Consider the following 19254-nt stretch of genomic DNA (forward strand, 5'->3'; position numbering starts at 1 on the left):
ACCCTAGAGGGTTCGGAAAACGAAGCCGCGCAGTGCCAGGAAACGCATCCCGCCGACCGCGGCCATGATGACGATGACGGCGCCCGACTGGGCGAGGGAGGTCAGGCCGGGGGCCCAGAATTGGAGGGCGGCCAGGGCCGCTGTGCTGATCAGGAGTCCGATCAGGGCGAGGCCGCCGCCTTCGAGTTGGGCGTTGAACCAGCCGACGCGGGCGGCCGCCTGGAAGGTGAGCCGGCGATGCAGTTCGTTGGCGATGATCGTGCTGACGATCGATCCGGCGACATTGGCGATCAGGGTGCCGAATCCGTTCATGGCCATGAACAGCAGGACGTAGGCGATATTGCTGGAGCCGCCGACCAGGGCGAAGCGGATGAGCTGGGCCAGGGCGTGATCACCGCGCAGGAATCGGGCCGCCCGGGCGACCCACTCCGCCGCGATCCCCATATCGAGGTGCTCGAAGAGTGTCGTATCCGCGTAGAGGTTCCGGGGTGCGGAGGCGGCGAGGGCTGTGCTGTTCACGGGACAACCATCGCCAACCCCGCTGACAGCGCGCTTACATCGGACTTACGCTGCCCTGACACGTGCCCGACAGCGCCTCGATCACGCGGCGACGCGCTCATGACGCAGCAGCACGATGTGATCGTCCAGGACCCGCGATTCGGTCAATCGCAGTGCGGCACTTATGTTGACCTCGCTGAACGCGGTTCTGCCGCCGCCGAGCAGGACCGGGTGCACGAAGATGTGGAACTCGTCGATCAATCCGGCGCGGGTCAGCGACGAGGCCAGTTCGGACCCGCCGCACAGTAGAAACGTCCCCGGATCGTGCGCCGCGGCGGACGCCAGGGATTCGATATCGCCGAATACGCGCACATTCGGCGGTGTATCGGTCAGCGTGCGCGAGACCACGGCCTTGGACTTGGCACGCCATATCGGCGCGAACTCCCGATCGCCGGGGTGGAAGGCGAGCTGTTCGGCGCGCGGCCAGTAATCGGACATGAAATCCCAGGTGACTCGGCCGTAGAGCAGCGTGCCCGCCGCCTCGGTCAGCTCCCGCAGATACCCCGAGACGCCCATATCGTCCGCGGGCCAATAGAACTCACCGTTCGGCCCTTCGATATAACCGTCCGTCGACTGATGAACGAGATAGATGATCTTCCCCATGAGGGCCGCTTTCCTGACTACTCTGCGTCACTAGCTACTGCTATACAGTAACACTGAGTACCGGAGCCGCAAGAGTGCTCGCGGGGATGATGCCCGGGTGGTCGACGGCAATTACCACGGCCGTGCGGCTGCGCTCGCATCGCGAAGCCGCCCGGTTTCGGCCGGGGTGAGTTAGACCAGCTCGACCTCGTCGAATCCGACGGTCAAGCCGTGGCGGCGCTCGTGCAGCACATTGCCCTCGCGGTGGACGGTGCCCTCGCCGAACTCGATCCGCAGTGTCGCGCGCGGGAGGTCGACCTCGTGCACGACCCCGCAGATTCCGCTGAACGGGCCCTGCGGGAAGTAGACGACATCGCCCGGACCGTACTCGGTGGCAGCCATGCCGACACAGTAATCGACTGGGATGCTGGGTTATTGGAACCAGTGCAGTGCCGAGACCTCGCGTACGTGGATGAGCACGTCGAACGCGGCGGGCAGGTCCGCGACCGTGAAGTACGCGGCGGTGTCCCGCGCCGGATCGTAGATACCGCTGATCACCCGCATCTTGACCGGACCGAACGGCTTCGCCGAGCGCAGATCCAGCCAATTCGTCTCGGGCTCAGCCGAACCCAGCACCGCGTCGAGGAAATCCGGTGCGGGAGCAGGGATATCGGCGATGCCGACATCGCCGTGATGGAATCCGATGGCGATGGAGGCGTAATCGTCCCCGTAATGCTGGCGCAGCACGCTGCCCACGGTCGGTGGAGTCCGGTCGGTCGGATCGGCTCCGAGCGGGGTCGCCGCACTGTGGGCGATCCCGTCCCAGTACACGATGCGCGCACCCGTGCGGGTCTGGTGTTCGATGATGCGGGCCGCCCAGCGTTCGTCATCGCCGATGAAGCTGCCGCGCCCGGCGACGCTGTTCTCGTGGAAGTCGAGGATCGACCGCATACGGGTCAGCGCCTCGGGCGAGACGGGCAGTGAATTCACCAGTGCTGCCGCATCATTCGCGTGTTCGCGGAAGGGTCGTCCCGGATGGCTGCCCTGTGCGCGCTGCACGTGTTCATCGATGGTGTGCGCGGTGCGGATCGGATCGAGGTGTGCCGCGGCCTCGCCGAGGCGCTCGGGAGCGACCGCCCGCACCGCGTCTAGCACCACGTCGTAGTCCGCCGATTTTGCCTGTGCCGGTTTGACCGCGATGATCCGCACCGGATCGTCGCCCTGCTCACGATTGAAATCGCGAATCCACTCCAGCGCGGTCGCCATCTCCCGATGTCGCCAGGGCCGCCACGCGGTATCCAGCGCCGTGGTGGCCGACCCCGCGCCGGTCACCACATAGTCGTCGAGAACGGCCGCGACATCCGCACTGTCCTGGAGTGCGACCACCCGAAACCCGTACTGCCGCACCAGCAGATGGAACAGTGAATCCCGCAGTGCGAAGGTCTCCGGCGCGAACCGGGTCGATTCCCCTATCCCCACGACCTTGGCCGCGGCCACCGATCGTGCGATCTCGGCGAGCCCCGCCGCATCCAGCGCCTGCGGTGCGGACGGCAGATCGGCGAGACGCGGGCCGGTGGAAGTGCTTGCCGGAGTGGAGGTCGTGTTCATACCGCCCACTCTGGTACCTGAACAACTGTTGAGGTCAAGCGGCCGGCGACCGGACTATCTCAGGTCGGATCCCTTGGCCACCACCACGGCGTACACATCCCCGATGGTCGCCAGCGCACTCCGATGCAGTTGTTCGGCCGACACTTCGGCGACCACGGTGGCCAGCGGCCGGGTGGCGCAGGCATCGGCGACCACGGTGGGCGCGTTGCCGCGCAGGAACGCGCCTTCGGCGGTGAACTGCACGCACATATGGGTCATGAATCCGGCGAGGATGAGGTTCGTACTGCCCGCCGCGTCGACGCGCTCACCGAGATCGGTCCCGACGAAACTGTTCGGCGCGGTCTTCACCACCACGGCCTCGCCCTCGAGAGGTGCGACTTTCGAGTGGATCTGCCCGATTTCGGCGGTGATGTCGTAGGGCGTACCCGCACCGCCGTCATTGATGACGTGGATGACGGTCGTTCCGGCCCGCCGGGCCCGGGCGAGCAATTCGGCCGCAGCATCGAGCGCGGCCTCCCAGCCGGTCAACTCCATCACGCCGCGCGTATAGGTGTTCTGGTAGTCGATGAGCACCAGCGTGGCATCGGCGAGCGAGGCCGGGGTGGGGTCGAGACCGTCGGGTTCGCGCAGGGTAGTGGCAGCCATTTGTCTGTCCTTCCAGGAGTTGAATGTCTTCACGCTACGGCCGATCGGGCATGTCGGAAATGTCATGTAACCTGCAAATCCGGACATCACCGCCCATGCCCCCGGAGTCGCCCATGCGCACCATCGAACGCCTGATGGTCATCGTCCTCTTCGAAGGCGTCGACCTGCTCGACGTCACCGGACCGCCCGAGGTCTTCGCGCTGTTGCAGCGCGAAATGGATTCCCCCACCGGATATCAGGTGGTGCTGGCCGCCGAATCGCTGGACCCGATCATCACCTCGGCGGGGGTGCGGGTACTGCCCGATATCACCTTCGAGGAGCTCGCGGCCCGTGCCATCGATACGCTGATCGTTCCCGGCGCGGTCGAGGTCGATGCCGATCGCCGGGTGCGTGCGGTCAGCGATCCGATGGTCGTGCATTGGGTGCGCGCCTTGTCCGCCAATGCGCGCCGTATCGCCTCGGTCTGTGTGGGCGCGCATATTCTCGCCGATGCCGGACTCCTGGACGGCCGCCGCGCCACCACGCACTGGTCGACCGCGGCGCAGCTCGCCGCGGATCACCCGGCCGTGGAGGTCGACGCCGACCCCATCTACATCCGCTCGGGCGAGGTCTGGACCGGTGCGGGCCTGACCGCCTGCCTGGATCTGGCGCTCGCGCTGGTGGCCGACGATTTCGGTGACGCCCCCGCATTACGGGTCGCCCGGCAATTGGTCATGTATCTCAAAAGGCCGAGCGGGCAAAGTCAATTCAGCGTTTCGCTGGAACCGCTCTCGACCACCCGCCGAATAGAAGAACTACGGCTGTACATCGCCCAGCACATCGCCGAACCGCTCACCGTCACCGATCTCGCGGCGCAGGCGCACGTGAGTGAGCGGCAACTCAGCCGGGTCTTCAAAACCGATCTCGGAATGACGCCCGCCGCATACATCGAATCGGCGCGGGTGGAGGTGGCGCGCAATCATCTGGAAACCACCGATCACACCCTCGAGCGCATCGCCGCCCTGTCCGGTTTCAACACCACCGATACGCTCACCCGCGCCTTCCGCCGCAAACTCGACATCACCCCGACCGAGTACCGGAACCGCTTCCGTATCGAACCCGCTATTTGACCAGGGTGAATTGCATGACGTCGAGGTGCCCGGCGTGGAAGTAGTGCGCGCAGCCGGTGAGATATTTGAGGTATCGGGCGTAGACCTCCTCGGAGGTGAGCCGCACCGCCTCCTCCCGATGTGATCGCAACGCCTGCGCCCAGATCTCCAGCGTGCGCGCGTAATGCGGTCGCAGCGAATGGATTCGCCGGGTGTGGAATCCGGCGGCTTCGGCCAATCCGGTCACCAGCTCCGGTTGCGGCAACTGCCCGCCCGGGAAGATCTCGCGCTTCATGAAGATGTGGAAGAGCGCATCCGCACGCGTGACGGCGATATCGCGCGCCCGCAATTCGGCCAGGGTGAGCCCGATAATGCTGTGCAACAGCATGCTTCCGTCGGCGGGCAGCATCGCGTGGCACCGTGCGAAGAATTCCGGATAGCGTTCCTTGCGGAAATGCTCGAACGCCCCGATGCTGACAATGCGATCGGCCCGGCCGGTGTACTCCTCCCAACCCTGTAGCCGCACTTCGGCATTGGCGAGTCCGAGTCGATCGATATCGGCGCGCGCGTACTCGTACTGATTGCGGCTGAGTGTGAGCCCGACGACTCGCACGCCATACTGCTGGACGGCGCGAATCATGGTTGCGCCCCAACCGCATCCGATATCGAGCAGTGTCATATCGGGTTGCAGTTTCAGCTTGCGGAGCGCGAGGTCGATCTTGGCGGTCTGCGCCTGCTCCAGCGTCATCGCGGGATCGGCGAAGTAGGCGCAGCTGTAGGTCATGGAGGGGTCGAGGAACAGCGCGTAGAAATCGTCGGAGAGGTCGTAGTGGGCCTGCACCTGCTGGTAGAACGGGGCGAGATCGGCGGACATGAGGGGTGCTCCTGACGTCGGTGGACCCTAGGGGATACGGATCCGGGGCGTCTCCCGTTCTAGATTCATGACACACCGGCGACACACCGGCTTCTTCCCTCCGAGTTTCTGATTCGAACCCTGTACGACCGGCCAGGCTGCTTTCCTGAAGGGGATTCAGCATCGTCTCAGCAAACACAATTCGGAGGTTGGGGAACAGCCATGCACCGCACAGGACACGAAGAGGTTCGGTCCGGCAGACCGTGGCTGTGGACCTCGCTCGCGGCAGTGGTGGTGGTCGGGACGGCGACCTGGGTCATGCGCCCGGAACCGGTGGCCTGCCGCACCGCCGCGCCCGTCACCACGGTGGTCACCGTGCCGCCCGGTACGATATCGAGTTCGGTTACCACGCAGCAGCTTCCGGCCCCGCAACCGCCCGCGCCCGAGACCGCCGAAGCCCGCTACTACGCCTTCGGCCCCGGCGTGGCCTGCTCGCTGCCGGACCTGCCCCTGGGCGGGTACTACGTGGGCGTCTCGACCAGTGAGTACGAGGACTCCGCCCCCTGCGGCTCCTATGTCGATATCGACGGCCCGCTCGGCAGTGTCCGCGCCCAGATCGTGGACCGCTGTCCCGGCTGCGCCCCGCACCAATACGACCTCAGCAGACCGGCTTTCGAGGCCATCGCGCACAGCACCGACGGTGTCGCGCCGATTCGCATCAGCCGCGTCCGCGACCCCAATCCGGCCCCCGAACTCTTCTATCGCGTGCAGCAGGGCGCATCGCCGTCCTGGATCGGCCTGCTCTTTTCCGGCGGCGGAAACCCGCTGCGCGAGGTGGCTTTACGCCCGGAGTCCGGTGGTGATTTCAAGGTCCTGCGCCGCGGCTACGACAACTACTGGTCCCTCTCCGGTGCGGGCCCCGGCCCCTTCGTCGCGCGGATCACCGATATCTACGACCATGTGGCCGAGGTGCCCGGTGTGGTGATCGATCCGGGTCGATTGCGCTACACCGGGATTCGCCTCTATGACATCCCCAACCCGATTCCCTTCGTCACCACCACCCCACCGGCCCCGCCTCCGGTGGTCGTCACGACGGTGATTGCCGCGCCCTCGCACTGCGCGACCTGATCCGCGCTGCGCGATCGGTTATGCGGATCGGCAATAGGTCCCCGATCGTGCCCCGACATTGCGGCGGGATTATGGCATCATCAAGTGAAACGTGTTTCATTTTTGCCTGTTGACGCAGCTCGCCGGGAGGCCCTTCGATGTCGAACCCCAGCTCTGACCGAATCGCGGAGACCACGGCACAGGACAAGCCCCGCCGCAGACGGCTGTCGCCGCGTATCGCCAGGTTGACGGCGGTGCCGGAGGGTTCGATGGTGGAGCTGCCCGGTCGCGGCAGCACCTATGTGGTGGATCTGGCCGGGCCCGCACCGGATGCGCCGACCGTGCTGCTGCTGCACGGAATGGCCACCACCGCCATGCTGAACTGGTTCCCGTCGCTGCGGGAACTCAATGAGCGGTATCGCGTGGTGCTCTTCGACCAGCGCTGGCACGGGCACGGAATCCGTTCCGAGCGTTTCGATCTCGATGATCTCGCCGACGACGCCGTCGCGCTCGCCGAGGTGCTCGGTATCGACCGCCCGATTCTGGTGGGCTACTCCATGGGCGGTGTGGTGGCACAGCTTGCCGCGCATCGGCATCCGGACAAGGTCGGCGGAATCGTGCTGGCCGCCACCACCTATCGCTTCCAGGAAACCAGGCGCGAGCGCGCCTTCCACAAGGCCTGGAGCCTGCTGGCCGCCTCGATGGCCGAATACGCCACGCGCAGAACGGAAGTGCATCTGCGCAAACTCCCCGTGCTGCCGCAGTCCTCCTGGCCGGTGGGCCGGATGGACCGCTGGGCCATGTCGGAGATGCGCAGCACCAGTGGCTGGGCGCTGGCGCAGGCACTGGCGGTGCTGGGGCGGTTCGATGCCTCGGAATGGCTCTCGACGCTGAAGGTGCCGACGGCGGTGGTGATCACCACGCGGGATCGGGCGCTGCCGGTGTATCGGCAATTGGAGATGGCCAAGGCTATTCCGGGATCGGAGATCTTCCTGGCCAAGGCGGGGCACGCGGCCTGCGCACTCGAGGCGGACGTCTTTGTCCCGGTATTCCTCGAGGCCGTGCAATCGGTGGCCGATCGGCTGTAGAGCCGTTGCGGCTCAGCTCTTTTCGCGGGCTGCCTTGAGCAGCTCGGTGATCACCTCGGGGACGGCGTCGGCGATCTTCTCGATATCGGGCACGAGTTCCTGGGCCGCGATGAAGCCGAAGTCCAGATTGCCGTTATTGGAGATGACGGTGGCGGTGAGCCCGGCACCGTGGAACACCGGTCCGAACGGGTACATCGAGGCCACCCGCACACCCAGGAAGTACATCGGGAAGTTGGGTCCGGGCACATTCGAGACCACGAGATTGTGCACCACCGGATGACGCTCGGCCAGTTTCAGTGACGAGTAGGCGCGCGCGGCGAGCTGAAAGGTGTTGGGCGGGGCGTACTTCGCCCAGTCCATCAGGAAATCCGCGCCGATCAGGCTGTGTTCCTCCTTGGCCGCCGTATTGTCCACGGCGATGGCCGCCATCCGCGCCACCGGATCCTCGATATCGGTGTGGAGCCGGGAGAAGAGGGTGGACACCTTATTGGTTCCCTCCTCGTGCCGGGAGGTTTCGTGCACCGAGACCGGAACCGAGGCGATGAGCGAGGTTTCGGGCAGTTCGTCATGCAGTTCGAGATAACTGCGCAGCGCACCGGCGACCACCGTGAGCACCACATCATTGACCTTGACCCCGAACGCGCTCTTGATCTCCTTGATATCGGCCAGATCCGACTGCACGAAGGAGACCGAGCGATGCGGGGTGATCGCTCGATTGAACGGGGTGCGCGGTGCGGTGAACGGCAGTGGCATACCGCGGTTTCCGTCGCCGGTGCGCCGGCGCTCCACCAGACCGCCCAGCACTCCGACGGTCTGCCGCACCATACCCACCATGCCGAGTTTGCCGGGGAACTTCGCCAGCGCCTCGGCGGCGAGCAGGAGATCATTGGGTTCGGGCTCGGGGGCCGGTGTTTCGGCGGGCGGGGTATAGGAGACGCCGGGCTCGATATCGCAGAGGTGCATCATCATATTGGTGCCGGTGATGCCGTCCACGATGGCGTGGTGGTACTTGGAGACCACCGCGACCTTCCCGCCGGGGAGCCCCTCCACCACCCACATCTCCCACAGCGGCCGGCTACGGTCCAGGGCTCGACCCGCGATATCGGCGGCGACCACGGCCAATTCGCGTTTTCCGCCCGGCGCGGGCAGGCGCGCTGGGCGCACGTGGTAGTCGAGATCGAAATGGGAATCGTGCACCCACACCGGATGATCGAGATTGAACGGCACCGCGTGCAGGCGGCGCGTCATGGCGGGGATGAGGTGCAGGCGTCTGCCGAGTTCGGCTTTGAATGCGTCGTACTCGAATTCGACGCCGTCGGCGGCCGGATCAAGTATGAGCATTGCGCAGACGTGCAGGAGTTGGGTGTCGGTTTCGAGATAGAGGAAGCTGGCATCGAGCCCGGTAAGTCGTTCCATACCAACACCCTATGAGAACTGGTTTCATTTTGCGCGCCGTTCGCGGTGGTCCCCAGGTCCCGTCCGATACCGCTTCGTTGCTTCAAAGTAGCTTGTAGATAACAGGTTTCGTAGTGATACGGTTGAGAACCGATTGGGTATCTCTCCAGTGCAACGCGTTGCGGCCTCTTGAACCCCTCCCTACCTTGGGTCACATAGCCCGGTGAAATGTCACTTGTCACTGACAAGAGTCACCGGGCTACTCACAATGGCGTGAGAGGGTGAGAACAATGGCCGACCGGAAGGTTCTGCTGGCGCAAAAGTGGCGTATCGCTTGGGTTTTCGCCGCCATGCTGGTGGTGGCGAGCATCTTTTTCCCGATACCGAAGGCTCATGCGGAGTGGTGTTCGGATGTGGATGTGGTGGTGGCGCGGGGGACCGGTGAACCCGGCTGGCTCGGCGATGTGGTCGGTAATCAGCTGTACGGCATGCTGCAGGACCGGTTACCCGTCTCGACCACGGCGTACCCCGTCGCCTATCCCGCGGACTATTCGTTCGATGTCGGTGCGGGCACCGCGGATCTGGTGGGGCACTTGGCAGCTCAGGCCGCCTCCTGCCCGGCACAGCGGTTCGTCCTGGTCGGTTACTCACAGGGCGCGGCGGTCGTGCACGCGGCGCTGGGCACCGGCGCGGTTACCTGGTATCCGGGCCGGGTGCAGCTGCCCGGCGATCTCGGTTCCCGGGTCGTGGCGGTCCTGCTGTTCGGCGATCCGATGCGGGCCATCGGCTGGACCGTGCCGGATTGGTTCAGCGGTCGCACCGGAGATTGGTGCACCGGAGGCGATCCCGTCTGCGGGGCCGGTATGAACGCGCCCTCGCATGTCTCCTACCGCGACAGTCTGGTCGCCGCGGCGAACTTCGCGGCCGTGCGCATCTGAAGCCCGGGGGATGAGGTTCGGCCCGGTGAGAGCTGCTCTCGCCGGGCCGAATCATACTGTCCTACCGTTGATTACCAGTGCAGCCCGGGAATCGTATTGGCGATCCGCGCGGCCGGACCGGGCAGACCCATGAGCGGCTGCACAATCGGCGCGAGGGCCAGCAGCGGACTCCTGGATTCCGGCTTGGCGGCGGCGGTTTCGTCCTCTGCCGCGCGATCGGGCTTGGCCGCCTTGGACTCCCCGAACATCCGGAAGCCCTGCGAGAGGATGGCCCGCTTCACCGACGGCATCACCGTATCCACCAGCTGCGCGAAAGTGCCGATGGGCGTATCGATCCGGTTGGGCCGGTGTTCGAGCGCCCGCACCACGATATCGGCGGCCTGCTCCGGCGAGTGCACCGGAATCGACTTGTACAGATCGGTCGGGGCGATCATCGGGGTGCGCACGAGCGGCATCCGCACCGAGGTGAAAGTGATTCCGGCATCGGCGTTCTCGACCGCGGCGATCTCACTGAAGTTGTCCAGGGCCGACTTGCTCGCCACGTAGGCGGCGAAGCGCGGCAGCTTGGTCTGCACCGCGATGGAGGAGATATTCACGAAGTGCCCGAACCGGCGCTCGCGCATGGAGGGCAGCAGCGCGAGAATCAGCCGCACCGCACCGAAGTAGTTGACCGCCATGGTCCGTTCGAAGTCGTGCATGCGATCGGTGGAGTTGAGCACCGAGCGGCGGATGGAGCGCCCGGCGTTGTTCACCACGAAGTCGACATGCCCGTGATCGGCGAGCATCTGCTTGACCAGCAGCTCCACCGACTTCTCGTCGGTGATATCGCACGTGTATGCCTGTGCCGCACCGCTGTGCGCGCGCACCTGCGCGGCGGCGGCCTCGATATCCTCCGGGGTGCGCGCCACCATCAGCACGGTGGCCCCGCGCTGGGCGACCGCGTGCGCGGTGGCCAGGCCGATGCCCGAGGAGGCTCCGGTGACCAGCACGATGCGCCCGGCCAGCTTCTCCCGGCCGCGCCGCGCGCGATCGGGATCCAGGTTGGCCTCCCAGAATTTCCACAGCTTCTCGGCGTAGGTCTCGAACGCGGGCACCTCGATACCGCTGCCGCGCAACTGCGCCCGGGTGAAGTCCGAGGAGAACGCGGATTCGAACGCGGTATGCGGTGCGACCTCGGCGGGAATCCCCAAGCGCTCCAGTAGGAAATCGCGGACCGCCGGAACGCCGGGCAGTCCGCCCAGCGCCGCGAGCGCGGTATGGCTGCCCGGCAGCGGGCCGAAGCCGGTCGGTGCGCCCGCGGCCCGGGCCAGTGCGGCGTAGACCTGGCCGAACGGCTGCGGTTCGGGATTGGTGAGGTGGAAGGTGCGCCCTATCAAACCGGGCTTGGTGATCAGCTCGACCATGGCGGCGGCCACATAATCCACCGGCACGATATTGGTGCTGCCCAGATCCGGCAGCGGCATCGGCAGTTCCGACGGCAGCGCCGCGAGTCCGGCGATGGCGGGGAAGAAGTAGTACGGACCGTCGATCTTATCCATTTCACCGGTGCGCGAATCGCCGACCACAATGGCCGGGCGGTACACCCGCCAGCGCAGGTCGCGGCTTTCCCGGACCAGTTTCTCGGCCTCGAATTTGGTGCGGTGATACGGCGAATCGAGGCGCTGGCCCAGATCGAAGTCGTCCTCGAAGAACTTGCCCTTGTGATCGCCCGCGACCGCGACCGAGGAGACATGGTGCAGGACCGCGCCGAGGGTGGTGGCGAGTGCGACCACCGCGCGGGTGCCTTGCACATTGGCGGCGTAGGTGCTGTCCTCGTCGGCGGTCATGTCGTAGACCGCGCCGAGGTGGATCACGTGATCGGCGCGCGGGGCATCGAATTCGCCGTCCGCGTCCAGCAGTCCGAGCCCGGCTGCGGTGAGGTCACCGACCAGTGGAAACAGTCGATCCACGGCCTCGAGGTCCTGTGCCATCTCGACCAGTTTGGCGACCGAGGCCTCGCGGACCAGTGCGTGGATCACGGCCTGCGGGTCGCGTTCGAGCAGCCCGGCAATCACACGGCGGCCGAGAAATCCGGTGCCGCCCGTCACGATGTAGGAAACCATCGCCCCTCCTCATTACGAACTTGTTGGCGCTCAACGTTGTTCGTCCGACATGCGTCGGTGGATGTGGACGAGAGAATACGGCCCCTTAGCAGAATGTCGGGCCGAGGTAGGAACACCATCGTGCCTAACTGGTGGGTAACTTTACCGGCCCGCTCATAAAGCCTTCAACCACATTGACGGTTTCCGCCGTGTGGGACTGGTCACCCGGCGTCAATTCGAGTTTTTGCCTGTGTCAACGAGTTTGGTGTAACCGCCGGATGCAGTTGTCGACGTTACTTTCCCGAATTGCCCAGTCGATAGGTGTCGAAGGCGTTTGTCCGGTAGAAGAATTCGGCCTCCTGATCGGTGGCGTCGATGCCGACCAGGTGATCGACGGTGGCGAGCAGATCGGCGTAGCTGCCCGCCATGGTGTCGATGGGCATATTCGAGCCGAACATGAGCCGCCGCCAGCCCCACAGCTGCACGCTGGATTCGAGCCAGTATTCGAGGGTCTCCCAGGACAGGTCCGGGCAGATCATGCCGAGGCCGGAGAGTTTGCACAGCCACTGGGTTTCCTTGGCCGCCAGGGAGAGTGCGTTATGCCAGGCGGTGCGCTCATCGGGGGCGGTGCCCTGCGGCAGACCCAGGTGTTCGAGCACCACTCGCAGGTCGGGGTAGCCGGCCAGGAAGTCGATCCAGTCGAGCATGTCGTGCGGGTGGGCCACCAGGTCGAAGACACCGTCGCGCTCCTGGAGCCAGGCGGCGATGGTCTCGGCGGCGGGAGTGGCGGGGGACAGGCCCGCGAACACCCGCAGTCCGCGGAAGCGCGGGCTGACCGCCTGATGTTCCAGATGGGCTATCAGGTCATCCTTGGGCAGCGACGGATCCACGGTGCCGACGATGGCCACCGGCCGCCGCGCGGTCTCGGCGATCCCGTCGATCCAGCGACCCTCGGCCAGGTACATGTGGGGCGCGGTGGTGGCCGAGATGTGCACCAGCCCTGCCACTTTTGCCCCCGCCGCCCTGTCGTAGTCCGCGAGTAGGAAATCGTCGGCCAGTTCGGGCCGTCCGCCCGCCGCGCCGAATTCGCGCAGCCGCGGATACCAGTCGTGCGCGCTGGTCTGCCACAGGTGCAGGTGCGCGTCGACTATCGGGATGGTGGGCATGGTGGCGTCTCCTTCACTGCATGGTGATGCCGCCGCTGACGCTGATCAGCTGGCCGGTGAGGTAACTGGCTTCCGGGCTCGCCAGCCAGGCGATGAGGCTCGCGACCTCGTCCGGTCGGCCCAGGCGTTTCATGGGGATGGCCTTGCGCAGGGCCTCGAGATTGCCGCTGTGGTGTGCCATGGTGCGGGTGACCATCCGACCCTCGATGGGACCCGGGCAGACGACATTCACGGTGACCTCGTGCCGGGCCACTTCGCGGGCGAGGGATTTGGCGAAGCCGAAGAGCCCGGATTTGGAGGCGGCATAGGCGGATTCACCCGCCGCGCCCGCCCGCGCGCCGTCCGAGGAGACGAATACGATGCGCGCGTGCTCGGCCTCCTGGAGCGCCGGGAGCAGTTGCTGGGTGAGCTGCATCGGTCCGCGCAGGTTCACCTGGTGCATGAGATCCCAGTGCGCGACGGTGCTGTCCAGGAACGGCTCCACAATGGCCGCGCCCGCGCACTGCATCAGCGCGGAGATGCTCCCGCGCACGGACCCCGCCGCGGCCTCGATACTCGCAGGATCGGTCAGATCCAGATGCAGCGCAGTCACTTTCGGCCCGAGTTCGGCCGCGAGTTCGGCGGCGGCATCGAGATCGACATCCGCGATCACCACTTCGCGCCCGGTCGCCGCGAGCCGCCGCACCACCGCGCCGCCGATATCGCCCGCGCCGCCCGTCACGAGAGCGCCTGTCGCTCCGACGTTCTCACCCAATGCCGCCGTCACCCACTCACCCGTCATCCATGAATCCTTCGCAATCCATGAATAGTCGTTCAGCGCGGGATTTGCGATACAAGCTCCGCAATTCGAGCGAAATACGGCGGCTGAGAACCTACCGACGCGTTGGTATGTCAGGAAGTCGGCGCGGTGCGGCATTGCGCCGCAGTGCCGGAGCCACGGGACGGCCGCTCAGGAAACCGTCGACGGAGCCGTGCTCCAACGCCTTTCGATAGATGAGGGCGGCCTCCCGGCAGGCCGCGACGGTGTGGTCGATATCGGCATCGGTATGCGCGGCCGAGGTGACGAACGACTGGCCGAGCACACCGCGCTCGAGCAGCTCCTGAAGGAAGAGCGTGCGATAGGGCTGGGACGGGTTCCCGTCCGGATCCTTGGTGAGGAACACCAGGCAGGACGCTCGCCCGCGCACCTGAAGGTGGTCGGCGATACCCATCTCGGCGGCGACGGCGTTGACGCCCTCGGCGAGGCGGCGGCCGGCGTGCTCCATCCGCCCGATGGGGTCGACACTGCGGTACGCCTCGACGACCGCGCGAAAAGCCGCCAGGGAGGCCGTTTCCGGGCCGTGTGTGGTCGAGAGCAGGAAGACCCGATCGGCGTCGGTGCGCAGCCCACCGAGCTCCATGTACTCGCGCTTGCCCGCGAGCGCGGAGAGTGGGAAGCCATTGCCCATGGCCTTGCCCCAGCAGGACAGGTCGGGCCGAACGCCGTAGAGCTGTTGTGCGCCACCGAGAGACCAGCGGAAGCCGGTGATCATCTCATCGAAGATGAGCAGCGCGCCGTGCCGATCACAGAGTGCGCGAACACCTTCCAGGAATCCCAGCGCCGGTTCGGCCAGCGCCGTGGCCTGCTCCATGACCACGCAGGCGACCTGCTCGGATTCCAGGATCTCCGCCAGTGAGCCGAGATCGTTGTAGCGGAAGGTGAAGGTGGGCGAGGTCGGTATGCCCGCGTTCATCGCGGTGAGCCCGATGAACCAGTCGTCCACGGAGAAGAACGGCTGATCACAGACCACCACCGTCTCGCGTCCGGTGGCCGCGCGCGCCAATCGCACCGCGGCGGTGGTGGCGTCGGAACCGTTCTTGGCGAACTTCACCATGTCGGCATGCGGCACCAGGCTCAGGAAATCCTGCGCCGCAAGCAATTCCAGTTCGGTCGGCCGGGAGAAGTTGACACCGTCGGCAATGGTTCGCGCCACCGCCTCGACCACCGGCGGATACCCGTGCCCCAGGGTCACCGAGCGCAACCCCATGCCGTACTCGACGTACTCGTTCCCGTCGCAGTCCCAGACGTGAGCGCCGTACCCGCGCACCAGAATCGGCGCTCTGGACTCCGGATATTGATCCGATCCCCGAGCGTAGGTATGCGCTCCGCCCGGTACCAGCTGATGTAGGCGGTCCTGTATCTCGTTGCTGCGAGTGAATTCAGGCATACATTCCTCCTGCTGCGCGCCAACGGTTTTCGCTCAGTGTGGGCGGGTACAGGGTGGGTTCGCCGATGGATTGGGTGATCTCGAAGTCGGCGGCGCGAATCCGGGCGGCCGCGGCGAACTTGGTACGCAGCTCCTGATCAGTGATGAGAGTGTCCAGGGCCCGGGTCAATTGGGCGCGATGACCCGGGTCGACAAGCAGCCCGTTGCTCCCCGGTTCGATGATCTCCTCGCCGCCGGTCGGGCGGGTGGCGATCACCGCACAACCGGCCCGCATGCCCTCCCAGACGACGCGGCGGAACGGCGCGGGTCGCAGTGAGCACTGCACGAGGATATCGGCATGGCGCAGATAGGGTTCCAGATCCTCCACCCGGCCGGTGAAGGTGACCGGCAGATCCAGCGCGGTGGTGTGCAGTTCGAGTTCGGCGAGATAATTCTCGTCACCCGGATGGAGGCCGCCGATGAGGAAGACCTCCCGCGGCAGTATTCGTGCGCCCGCGAGCGCGCGCAGGAACACGTCCTGACCCTTCTCCGGTGCGAGCCGCCCCACCACCGCGATCACGCTCTGCGCCGCCGGCCGCTGTTCACTGCTGAAAGACTCATCCATGGTCGTCACCCCCGGGCTGTCCACCGAATTCTCGCGGTCCAGGCCCCGACGCCCGTGCAGCGCAAGTCTAGAGGCTGTTGGCGCGGAGCGCGTCCCACGCGTGGGTTACGGTGGGCGGCAGTACGTAGCCGGTCGGAGGTAGTGGGTCGTGGCGAGGACACTCGCGCAGGGGCAGACATTCGCGGGCTATCGGATCGAGCGGCTGCTCGGGGTCGGCGGAATGGGTGAGGTGTACCTCGCCCGCGACCGCGACCTGCCGCGCCTGGTCGCCCTGAAACTGCTGAGCACCGCCGTCGCCGACGATTCCGAGGTCCGCGCCCGCTTCCTGCGCGAAGCCGATACCGCTGCCCGCCTGGCACATCCGAATATCGTCGCGGTGTACGCGCGCGGCCGCACCGACGACCGGCTGTGGATGGCCATGCAGTACATCGAGGGCACCGATGTGGCGGCGGTCCTGCGCGACGGACCGCTGCGCCCGGATCACGCGGTGCGCATTCTCGGCGAGACCGCCAAGGCGCTGGACCACGCGCACCGGGCCGGAGTCCTGCACCGCGATGTGAAGCCCGCCAATATCCTGCTGGCCTGGGGACCGGACCAGCGGGTCTTCCTGGCGGACTTCGGGATTGCGAAGGCGCTCGACCAGACGAGCGCGCTGACCCGCACCGGGGAGATGTACGCCAGCTTCCAGTACGCGTCCCCCGAACAATTCGAGCTGCGCACCGATATGGACCAGCGGTCGGACGTGTACGCCCTCGGCTGCACGCTGTATCACATGCTCACCGGCGAGCTGCCGTATCCGGGCGGGAGCACCGCGCAGCTGGTCAACGGGCATCTCAATGGGCGGATTCCACAACCGAGCGAACGTAATCCGGCGGTTTCTCCGGCATTCGACGCGGTGATCGCGCGCGCCCTGGCCAAGGATCGGACGCACCGATTCGGCAGCTGCGGTGAATTCGCCTCGGCCGCCGCAGCCGCATTGAACGGTACGAATCACGAGGGAGCGCCATGGACCCCGCCCGTGCGGGGGTCACGGCCGCAGGCGTATCCGACGGCCAGCGCCGGAACGACCCGGACGAGCGCACCCACCCGACTTCGCGACGCGACCGCGCCTCCCCTCGCCGCTCACGCCGGGCCTCCACATCGTCGAGGCCGCAGGCGACTGATCGCCGCCGCGGCCGTAGCCGCGATCATCGTCACGGGAGTCGGGGCCGGATTCGGCAGCGGCGCACTGAAATTCACCTTCGGCGCGGGATCCCCGCCTATGACCTCCACGCCCGGCGACGTACAGACCGACGCCTCGCGCGATGGTGCGACCAAAGCGGCCTGCGACTACGGGATCCTGATGACGACCTACGACTACGGCGACGGCGACGGCTGGCAGGCGAAGGTCGTCAACGGCGCCACCGGGACCTGGAAAACTCAAGCCCAGCAACTGCTCCCCGCGATCCGACTGCTTTTGGAATCGGACTCCGAACACACCCGTGGAACTGATGCCAAGTGCACCATCACGTCCGGGAACACCACGCACTATGAGCTCGATGTCGATGTGACCCAGGTCAATTCGACCAAGGGTAAAGCCGATACCACGGACCATCAGAAGGTCACGATGTCGATGGATTACGTGGATGGGAAATGGCTGTGCGGTAAATGGGTCAGCCCATTGTTTCCGGCTTGAGATCGTATTTGAAACACCCTACATCACAATGGAATAGGGCTTTTGCGGTCTGTTCTATCACGGTAGAATAAAGCTATGATTCCGAGGGGTGAAACCGATATTGTGAACGGCGCGCACGCGCTGGTCGCGTCGGTGCGCACCCTGATCGAGGAGCCCTTCTACCCCCTCACCGATACAGAGTTCGTCGAGGTGATGTCGGAGGTGGAAACCTCACTGCGGCAGCTGGAAACGGTGAAGCATCGTCTGATCGCCGAGACCGAACGCCGCTCGCTGGCCGATCGCAACGGCTTCAAGAAGACCTCGATCTATTTGGAACGCACCCTGCGTTTGAGCCACGCCGACGCATTGGCCCGGGTCCGCGCGGCGGAGAAGCTCAGCCCACAAATCACCGCGCAGGGCCAGGACGTAGGTCCGCAGTTGCCGTATGTGGCGCTGGCACAGGAGGAGGGCGCGATCTCGGCGGATCACGCTCGCCGTATCGCGTGGATCATCAACCGGCTGCCGGAGATCACGACCGACCCGGAGCGGGAAAACGCCGAACGCGTCCTCACCGACTACGCCCGGGAAGGCTCACCCGATGTGCTGCCCGGCCTCGGTGAGGAGATCATGGCGCGCATCGACCCGGACGGCACCCTCACCCGGGATAAAGACCGCCAACGTCGCCGCGGCCTCACCTTGGGTAAACAGCGCGTGGATGGGATGTCCCAGCTGACCGGTGAGATCACTCCCGAGCTGCGCGCTTTACTGGATCCGTTGCTGGCCAAGTTCGCCCGGCCCGGCATGTGCAACCCGGAAGACCCGGATAGCCCATGCTCCGGCGTTGTGGTCGACCCCGACCCCGGCACTCGCGGTGTCGTCGGCACCGACTCTGCTATCGGCTCCACGAACGACGTGGACGCCCTCAGGGCCGCCGCCGCTCGCGATACACGGACCGCCGCGCAACGCAATCACGATGCGCTGCTGACCATCCTGGGGTTCGGGGTCGACCTCAGCGAGCTCGGCACCCATCGTGGAGTGCCTGTGGCGGTGATCATCACCATGACCTTGGCCGAGGTCGAAGAAGCCGCAGGTGTGGCGACCACCGCCAGCGGCGGTACCGTCTCGATCTCCGAGGCGTTGAAGCTGGCCCAGGGTTCGCGGCCGTGGCTGGCGATCTTCGACGGTGCGGAGATGCCCCTGCGCTTGGGCCGAGGCCGCCGCTTGGCCAGCCCCGCACAGCGTTTGGCCTTGATCGCCGCCGAGAAGGGGTGCACCCGCCCGGGGTGCAGTGCCCCGGCGTCGATGGCGGCCGTACATCACGTCACCGAGTACGCCAAGGACGGCCGTGCCGATATCGAGAACCTGACCTTGGCGTGCGATTCCTGCCATGCCCTGATTCACGACGGTCCCGGGGGTTGGAAGACAGTGAAACTGCCCTCGGACCACAAGTTCGCGGGTCGTACCGGGTGGATCGCGCCGCCGACGGTGGACCCGTCGGGGGTGCCGAAGGTGAATCGACGTCATGATCTGCGTGGGCAGCTGCTGAGCGGGTTGGCGAAGATCCATGCGCGTAATGATGTTGCCGCGCAACGGCACCGCTCGCGGTGGGGTCCGTTGGCGGTCTCGGTTTCCTCTGCGGGGGAGTAGGTTGGCGGCCCGGGGCCTTCGTAGCCGACGTCC

At 66.0% G+C, this 19254-nt stretch carries 18 protein-coding genes; 6 read left to right on the top strand and 12 right to left on the bottom strand.

All coding sequences use genetic code 11. The annotated features are described in order from the left end of the window. Nucleotides 1–3 precede the first annotated feature (3 nt). The 5 genes from NA10_RS20680 to NA10_RS20700 all read right to left on the bottom strand — a co-directional run bounded on the left by NA10_RS20680 (nucleotide 4) and on the right by NA10_RS20700 (nucleotide 3393). The gene (locus NA10_RS20680) at nucleotides 4–444 is read right to left on the bottom strand and encodes a GtrA family protein (RefSeq protein WP_067570502.1); all 441 of its coding nucleotides are present in this window, start codon (nucleotides 442–444) and stop codon (nucleotides 4–6) included. Nucleotides 445–600: 156 nt separating this feature from the next. Further along, complete coding sequence (locus NA10_RS20685) at nucleotides 601–1161, bottom strand: dihydrofolate reductase family protein (RefSeq protein WP_067570429.1); 561 nt, start codon at nucleotides 1159–1161, stop codon at nucleotides 601–603. Nucleotides 1162–1332: 171 nt separating this feature from the next. Then, entirely contained in the window at nucleotides 1333–1542 is a 210-nt protein-coding gene (locus NA10_RS20690; RefSeq protein WP_067570431.1) for a hypothetical protein, read from the bottom strand. A 30-nt stretch (nucleotides 1543–1572) separates the two neighbouring features. After that, entirely contained in the window at nucleotides 1573–2748 is a 1176-nt protein-coding gene (locus NA10_RS20695; protein ID WP_067570433.1) for an erythromycin esterase family protein, read from the bottom strand. A 54-nt stretch (nucleotides 2749–2802) separates the two neighbouring features. Then, the gene (locus NA10_RS20700) at nucleotides 2803–3393 is read right to left on the bottom strand and encodes an isochorismatase family protein (RefSeq protein ID WP_067570504.1); all 591 of its coding nucleotides are present in this window, start codon (nucleotides 3391–3393) and stop codon (nucleotides 2803–2805) included. Nucleotides 3394–3506: 113 nt separating this feature from the next. On the opposite strand from NA10_RS20700, the gene NA10_RS20705 reads away from it, so the two are divergent. After that, on the top strand, nucleotides 3507–4502 hold the full coding sequence (locus tag NA10_RS20705) for a GlxA family transcriptional regulator (protein ID WP_067570435.1): 996 nt from the start codon (nucleotides 3507–3509) through the stop codon (nucleotides 4500–4502). On the opposite strand, the gene NA10_RS20710 is transcribed toward NA10_RS20705, so the two are convergent. Then, nucleotides 4495–5355 (bottom strand): cyclopropane mycolic acid synthase family methyltransferase, encoded by an 861-nt coding sequence (locus NA10_RS20710; RefSeq protein WP_067570437.1) that lies wholly within the window; start codon nucleotides 5353–5355, stop codon nucleotides 4495–4497. The genes NA10_RS20705 and NA10_RS20710 overlap by 8 nt on opposite strands. 201 nt (nucleotides 5356–5556) lie before the next feature. Here NA10_RS20710 and NA10_RS20715 point away from each other — a divergent pair, with 201 nt between their 5' ends. After that, a complete protein-coding gene (locus tag NA10_RS20715; RefSeq protein ID WP_067570439.1) occupies nucleotides 5557–6462 on the top strand; it encodes an expansin EXLX1 family cellulose-binding protein in 906 nt (301 codons plus the stop codon). Nucleotides 6463–6599: 137 nt separating this feature from the next. Then, the gene (locus NA10_RS20720) at nucleotides 6600–7529 is read left to right on the top strand and encodes an alpha/beta fold hydrolase (RefSeq protein ID WP_067570441.1); all 930 of its coding nucleotides are present in this window, start codon (nucleotides 6600–6602) and stop codon (nucleotides 7527–7529) included. Between the two features lie 12 nt (nucleotides 7530–7541). Here NA10_RS20720 and NA10_RS20725 read toward each other — a convergent pair whose 3' ends face one another. Next, on the bottom strand, nucleotides 7542–8945 hold the full coding sequence (locus NA10_RS20725) for a WS/DGAT/MGAT family O-acyltransferase (RefSeq protein ID WP_067570443.1): 1404 nt from the start codon (nucleotides 8943–8945) through the stop codon (nucleotides 7542–7544). Between the two features lie 269 nt (nucleotides 8946–9214). Here NA10_RS20725 and NA10_RS20730 point away from each other — a divergent pair, with 269 nt between their 5' ends. Then, the gene (locus NA10_RS20730; protein WP_067570445.1) at nucleotides 9215–9862 is read left to right on the top strand and encodes a cutinase family protein; all 648 of its coding nucleotides are present in this window, start codon (nucleotides 9215–9217) and stop codon (nucleotides 9860–9862) included. Nucleotides 9863–9933: 71 nt separating this feature from the next. On the opposite strand, the gene NA10_RS20735 is transcribed toward NA10_RS20730, so the two are convergent. The 5 genes from NA10_RS20735 to NA10_RS20755 all read right to left on the bottom strand — a co-directional run bounded on the left by NA10_RS20735 (nucleotide 9934) and on the right by NA10_RS20755 (nucleotide 15920). After that, nucleotides 9934–11964, bottom strand: coding sequence for an SDR family oxidoreductase (locus tag NA10_RS20735; RefSeq protein ID WP_067570447.1), 2031 nt, complete (start codon nucleotides 11962–11964; stop codon nucleotides 9934–9936). A 272-nt stretch (nucleotides 11965–12236) separates the two neighbouring features. Beyond that, a complete protein-coding gene (locus NA10_RS20740; RefSeq protein ID WP_067570449.1) occupies nucleotides 12237–13109 on the bottom strand; it encodes an amidohydrolase family protein in 873 nt (290 codons plus the stop codon). A 13-nt stretch (nucleotides 13110–13122) separates the two neighbouring features. After that, nucleotides 13123–13890 carry an SDR family NAD(P)-dependent oxidoreductase gene (locus NA10_RS20745; protein WP_067570451.1) on the bottom strand — a complete coding sequence of 256 codons (768 nt, stop codon included), beginning with the start codon at nucleotides 13888–13890 and terminating at the stop codon, nucleotides 13123–13125. Between the two features lie 91 nt (nucleotides 13891–13981). Next, nucleotides 13982–15316 carry a glutamate-1-semialdehyde 2,1-aminomutase gene (locus NA10_RS20750; RefSeq protein ID WP_067570453.1) on the bottom strand — a complete coding sequence of 445 codons (1335 nt, stop codon included), beginning with the start codon at nucleotides 15314–15316 and terminating at the stop codon, nucleotides 13982–13984. Next, nucleotides 15309–15920, bottom strand: coding sequence for a glycosyltransferase family 4 protein (locus NA10_RS20755; protein ID WP_067570455.1), 612 nt, complete (start codon nucleotides 15918–15920; stop codon nucleotides 15309–15311). The genes NA10_RS20750 and NA10_RS20755 overlap by 8 nt, the downstream gene beginning before the upstream one ends. Nucleotides 15921–16068: 148 nt before the next feature. Here NA10_RS20755 and NA10_RS20760 point away from each other — a divergent pair, with 148 nt between their 5' ends. Further along, nucleotides 16069–17595 (top strand): serine/threonine-protein kinase, encoded by a 1527-nt coding sequence (locus tag NA10_RS20760; protein ID WP_067570457.1) that lies wholly within the window; start codon nucleotides 16069–16071, stop codon nucleotides 17593–17595. Between the two features lie 75 nt (nucleotides 17596–17670). Then, nucleotides 17671–19221: an HNH endonuclease signature motif containing protein gene (locus tag NA10_RS20765; protein ID WP_067570459.1), complete on the top strand. Its 1551-nt coding sequence runs from the start codon at nucleotides 17671–17673 to the stop codon at nucleotides 19219–19221. Nucleotides 19222–19254: the final 33 nt, after the last annotated feature.

The organism is Nocardia acidivorans NBRC 108247, assembly GCF_001625085.1.
In the GTDB taxonomy this organism is placed as follows: Bacteria; Actinomycetota; Actinomycetes; order Mycobacteriales; family Mycobacteriaceae; genus Nocardia; species Nocardia acidivorans.

Bases quoted from the DNA above. Each gene is read 5' to 3' on its own strand.
- NA10_RS20755 (WP_067570455.1), bottom strand. From the start codon at position 15,920: ATGGATGAGTCTTTCAGCAGTGAACAGCGGCCGGCGGCGCAGAGCGTG.
- NA10_RS20690 (WP_067570431.1), bottom strand. From the start codon at position 1,542: ATGGCTGCCACCGAGTACGGTCCGGGCGATGTCGTCTACTTCCCGCAG.
- NA10_RS20750 (WP_067570453.1), bottom strand. From the start codon at position 15,316: ATGCCTGAATTCACTCGCAGCAACGAGATACAGGACCGCCTACATCAG.
- NA10_RS20730 (WP_067570445.1), top strand. From the start codon at position 9,215: ATGGCCGACCGGAAGGTTCTGCTGGCGCAAAAGTGGCGTATCGCTTGG.
- NA10_RS20735 (WP_067570447.1), bottom strand. From the start codon at position 11,964: ATGGTTTCCTACATCGTGACGGGCGGCACCGGATTTCTCGGCCGCCGT.
- NA10_RS20715 (WP_067570439.1), top strand. From the start codon at position 5,557: ATGCACCGCACAGGACACGAAGAGGTTCGGTCCGGCAGACCGTGGCTG.
- NA10_RS20765 (WP_067570459.1), top strand. From the start codon at position 17,671: ATGATTCCGAGGGGTGAAACCGATATTGTGAACGGCGCGCACGCGCTG.
- NA10_RS20740 (WP_067570449.1), bottom strand. From the start codon at position 13,109: ATGCCCACCATCCCGATAGTCGACGCGCACCTGCACCTGTGGCAGACC.
- NA10_RS20710 (WP_067570437.1), bottom strand. From the start codon at position 5,355: ATGTCCGCCGATCTCGCCCCGTTCTACCAGCAGGTGCAGGCCCACTAC.
- NA10_RS20680 (WP_067570502.1), bottom strand. From the start codon at position 444: ATGGGGATCGCGGCGGAGTGGGTCGCCCGGGCGGCCCGATTCCTGCGC.
- NA10_RS20745 (WP_067570451.1), bottom strand. From the start codon at position 13,890: ATGACGGGTGAGTGGGTGACGGCGGCATTGGGTGAGAACGTCGGAGCG.
- NA10_RS20725 (WP_067570443.1), bottom strand. From the start codon at position 8,945: ATGGAACGACTTACCGGGCTCGATGCCAGCTTCCTCTATCTCGAAACC.
- NA10_RS20695 (WP_067570433.1), bottom strand. From the start codon at position 2,748: ATGAACACGACCTCCACTCCGGCAAGCACTTCCACCGGCCCGCGTCTC.
- NA10_RS20705 (WP_067570435.1), top strand. From the start codon at position 3,507: ATGCGCACCATCGAACGCCTGATGGTCATCGTCCTCTTCGAAGGCGTC.
- NA10_RS20685 (WP_067570429.1), bottom strand. From the start codon at position 1,161: ATGGGGAAGATCATCTATCTCGTTCATCAGTCGACGGACGGTTATATC.
- NA10_RS20700 (WP_067570504.1), bottom strand. From the start codon at position 3,393: ATGGCTGCCACTACCCTGCGCGAACCCGACGGTCTCGACCCCACCCCG.
- NA10_RS20720 (WP_067570441.1), top strand. From the start codon at position 6,600: ATGTCGAACCCCAGCTCTGACCGAATCGCGGAGACCACGGCACAGGAC.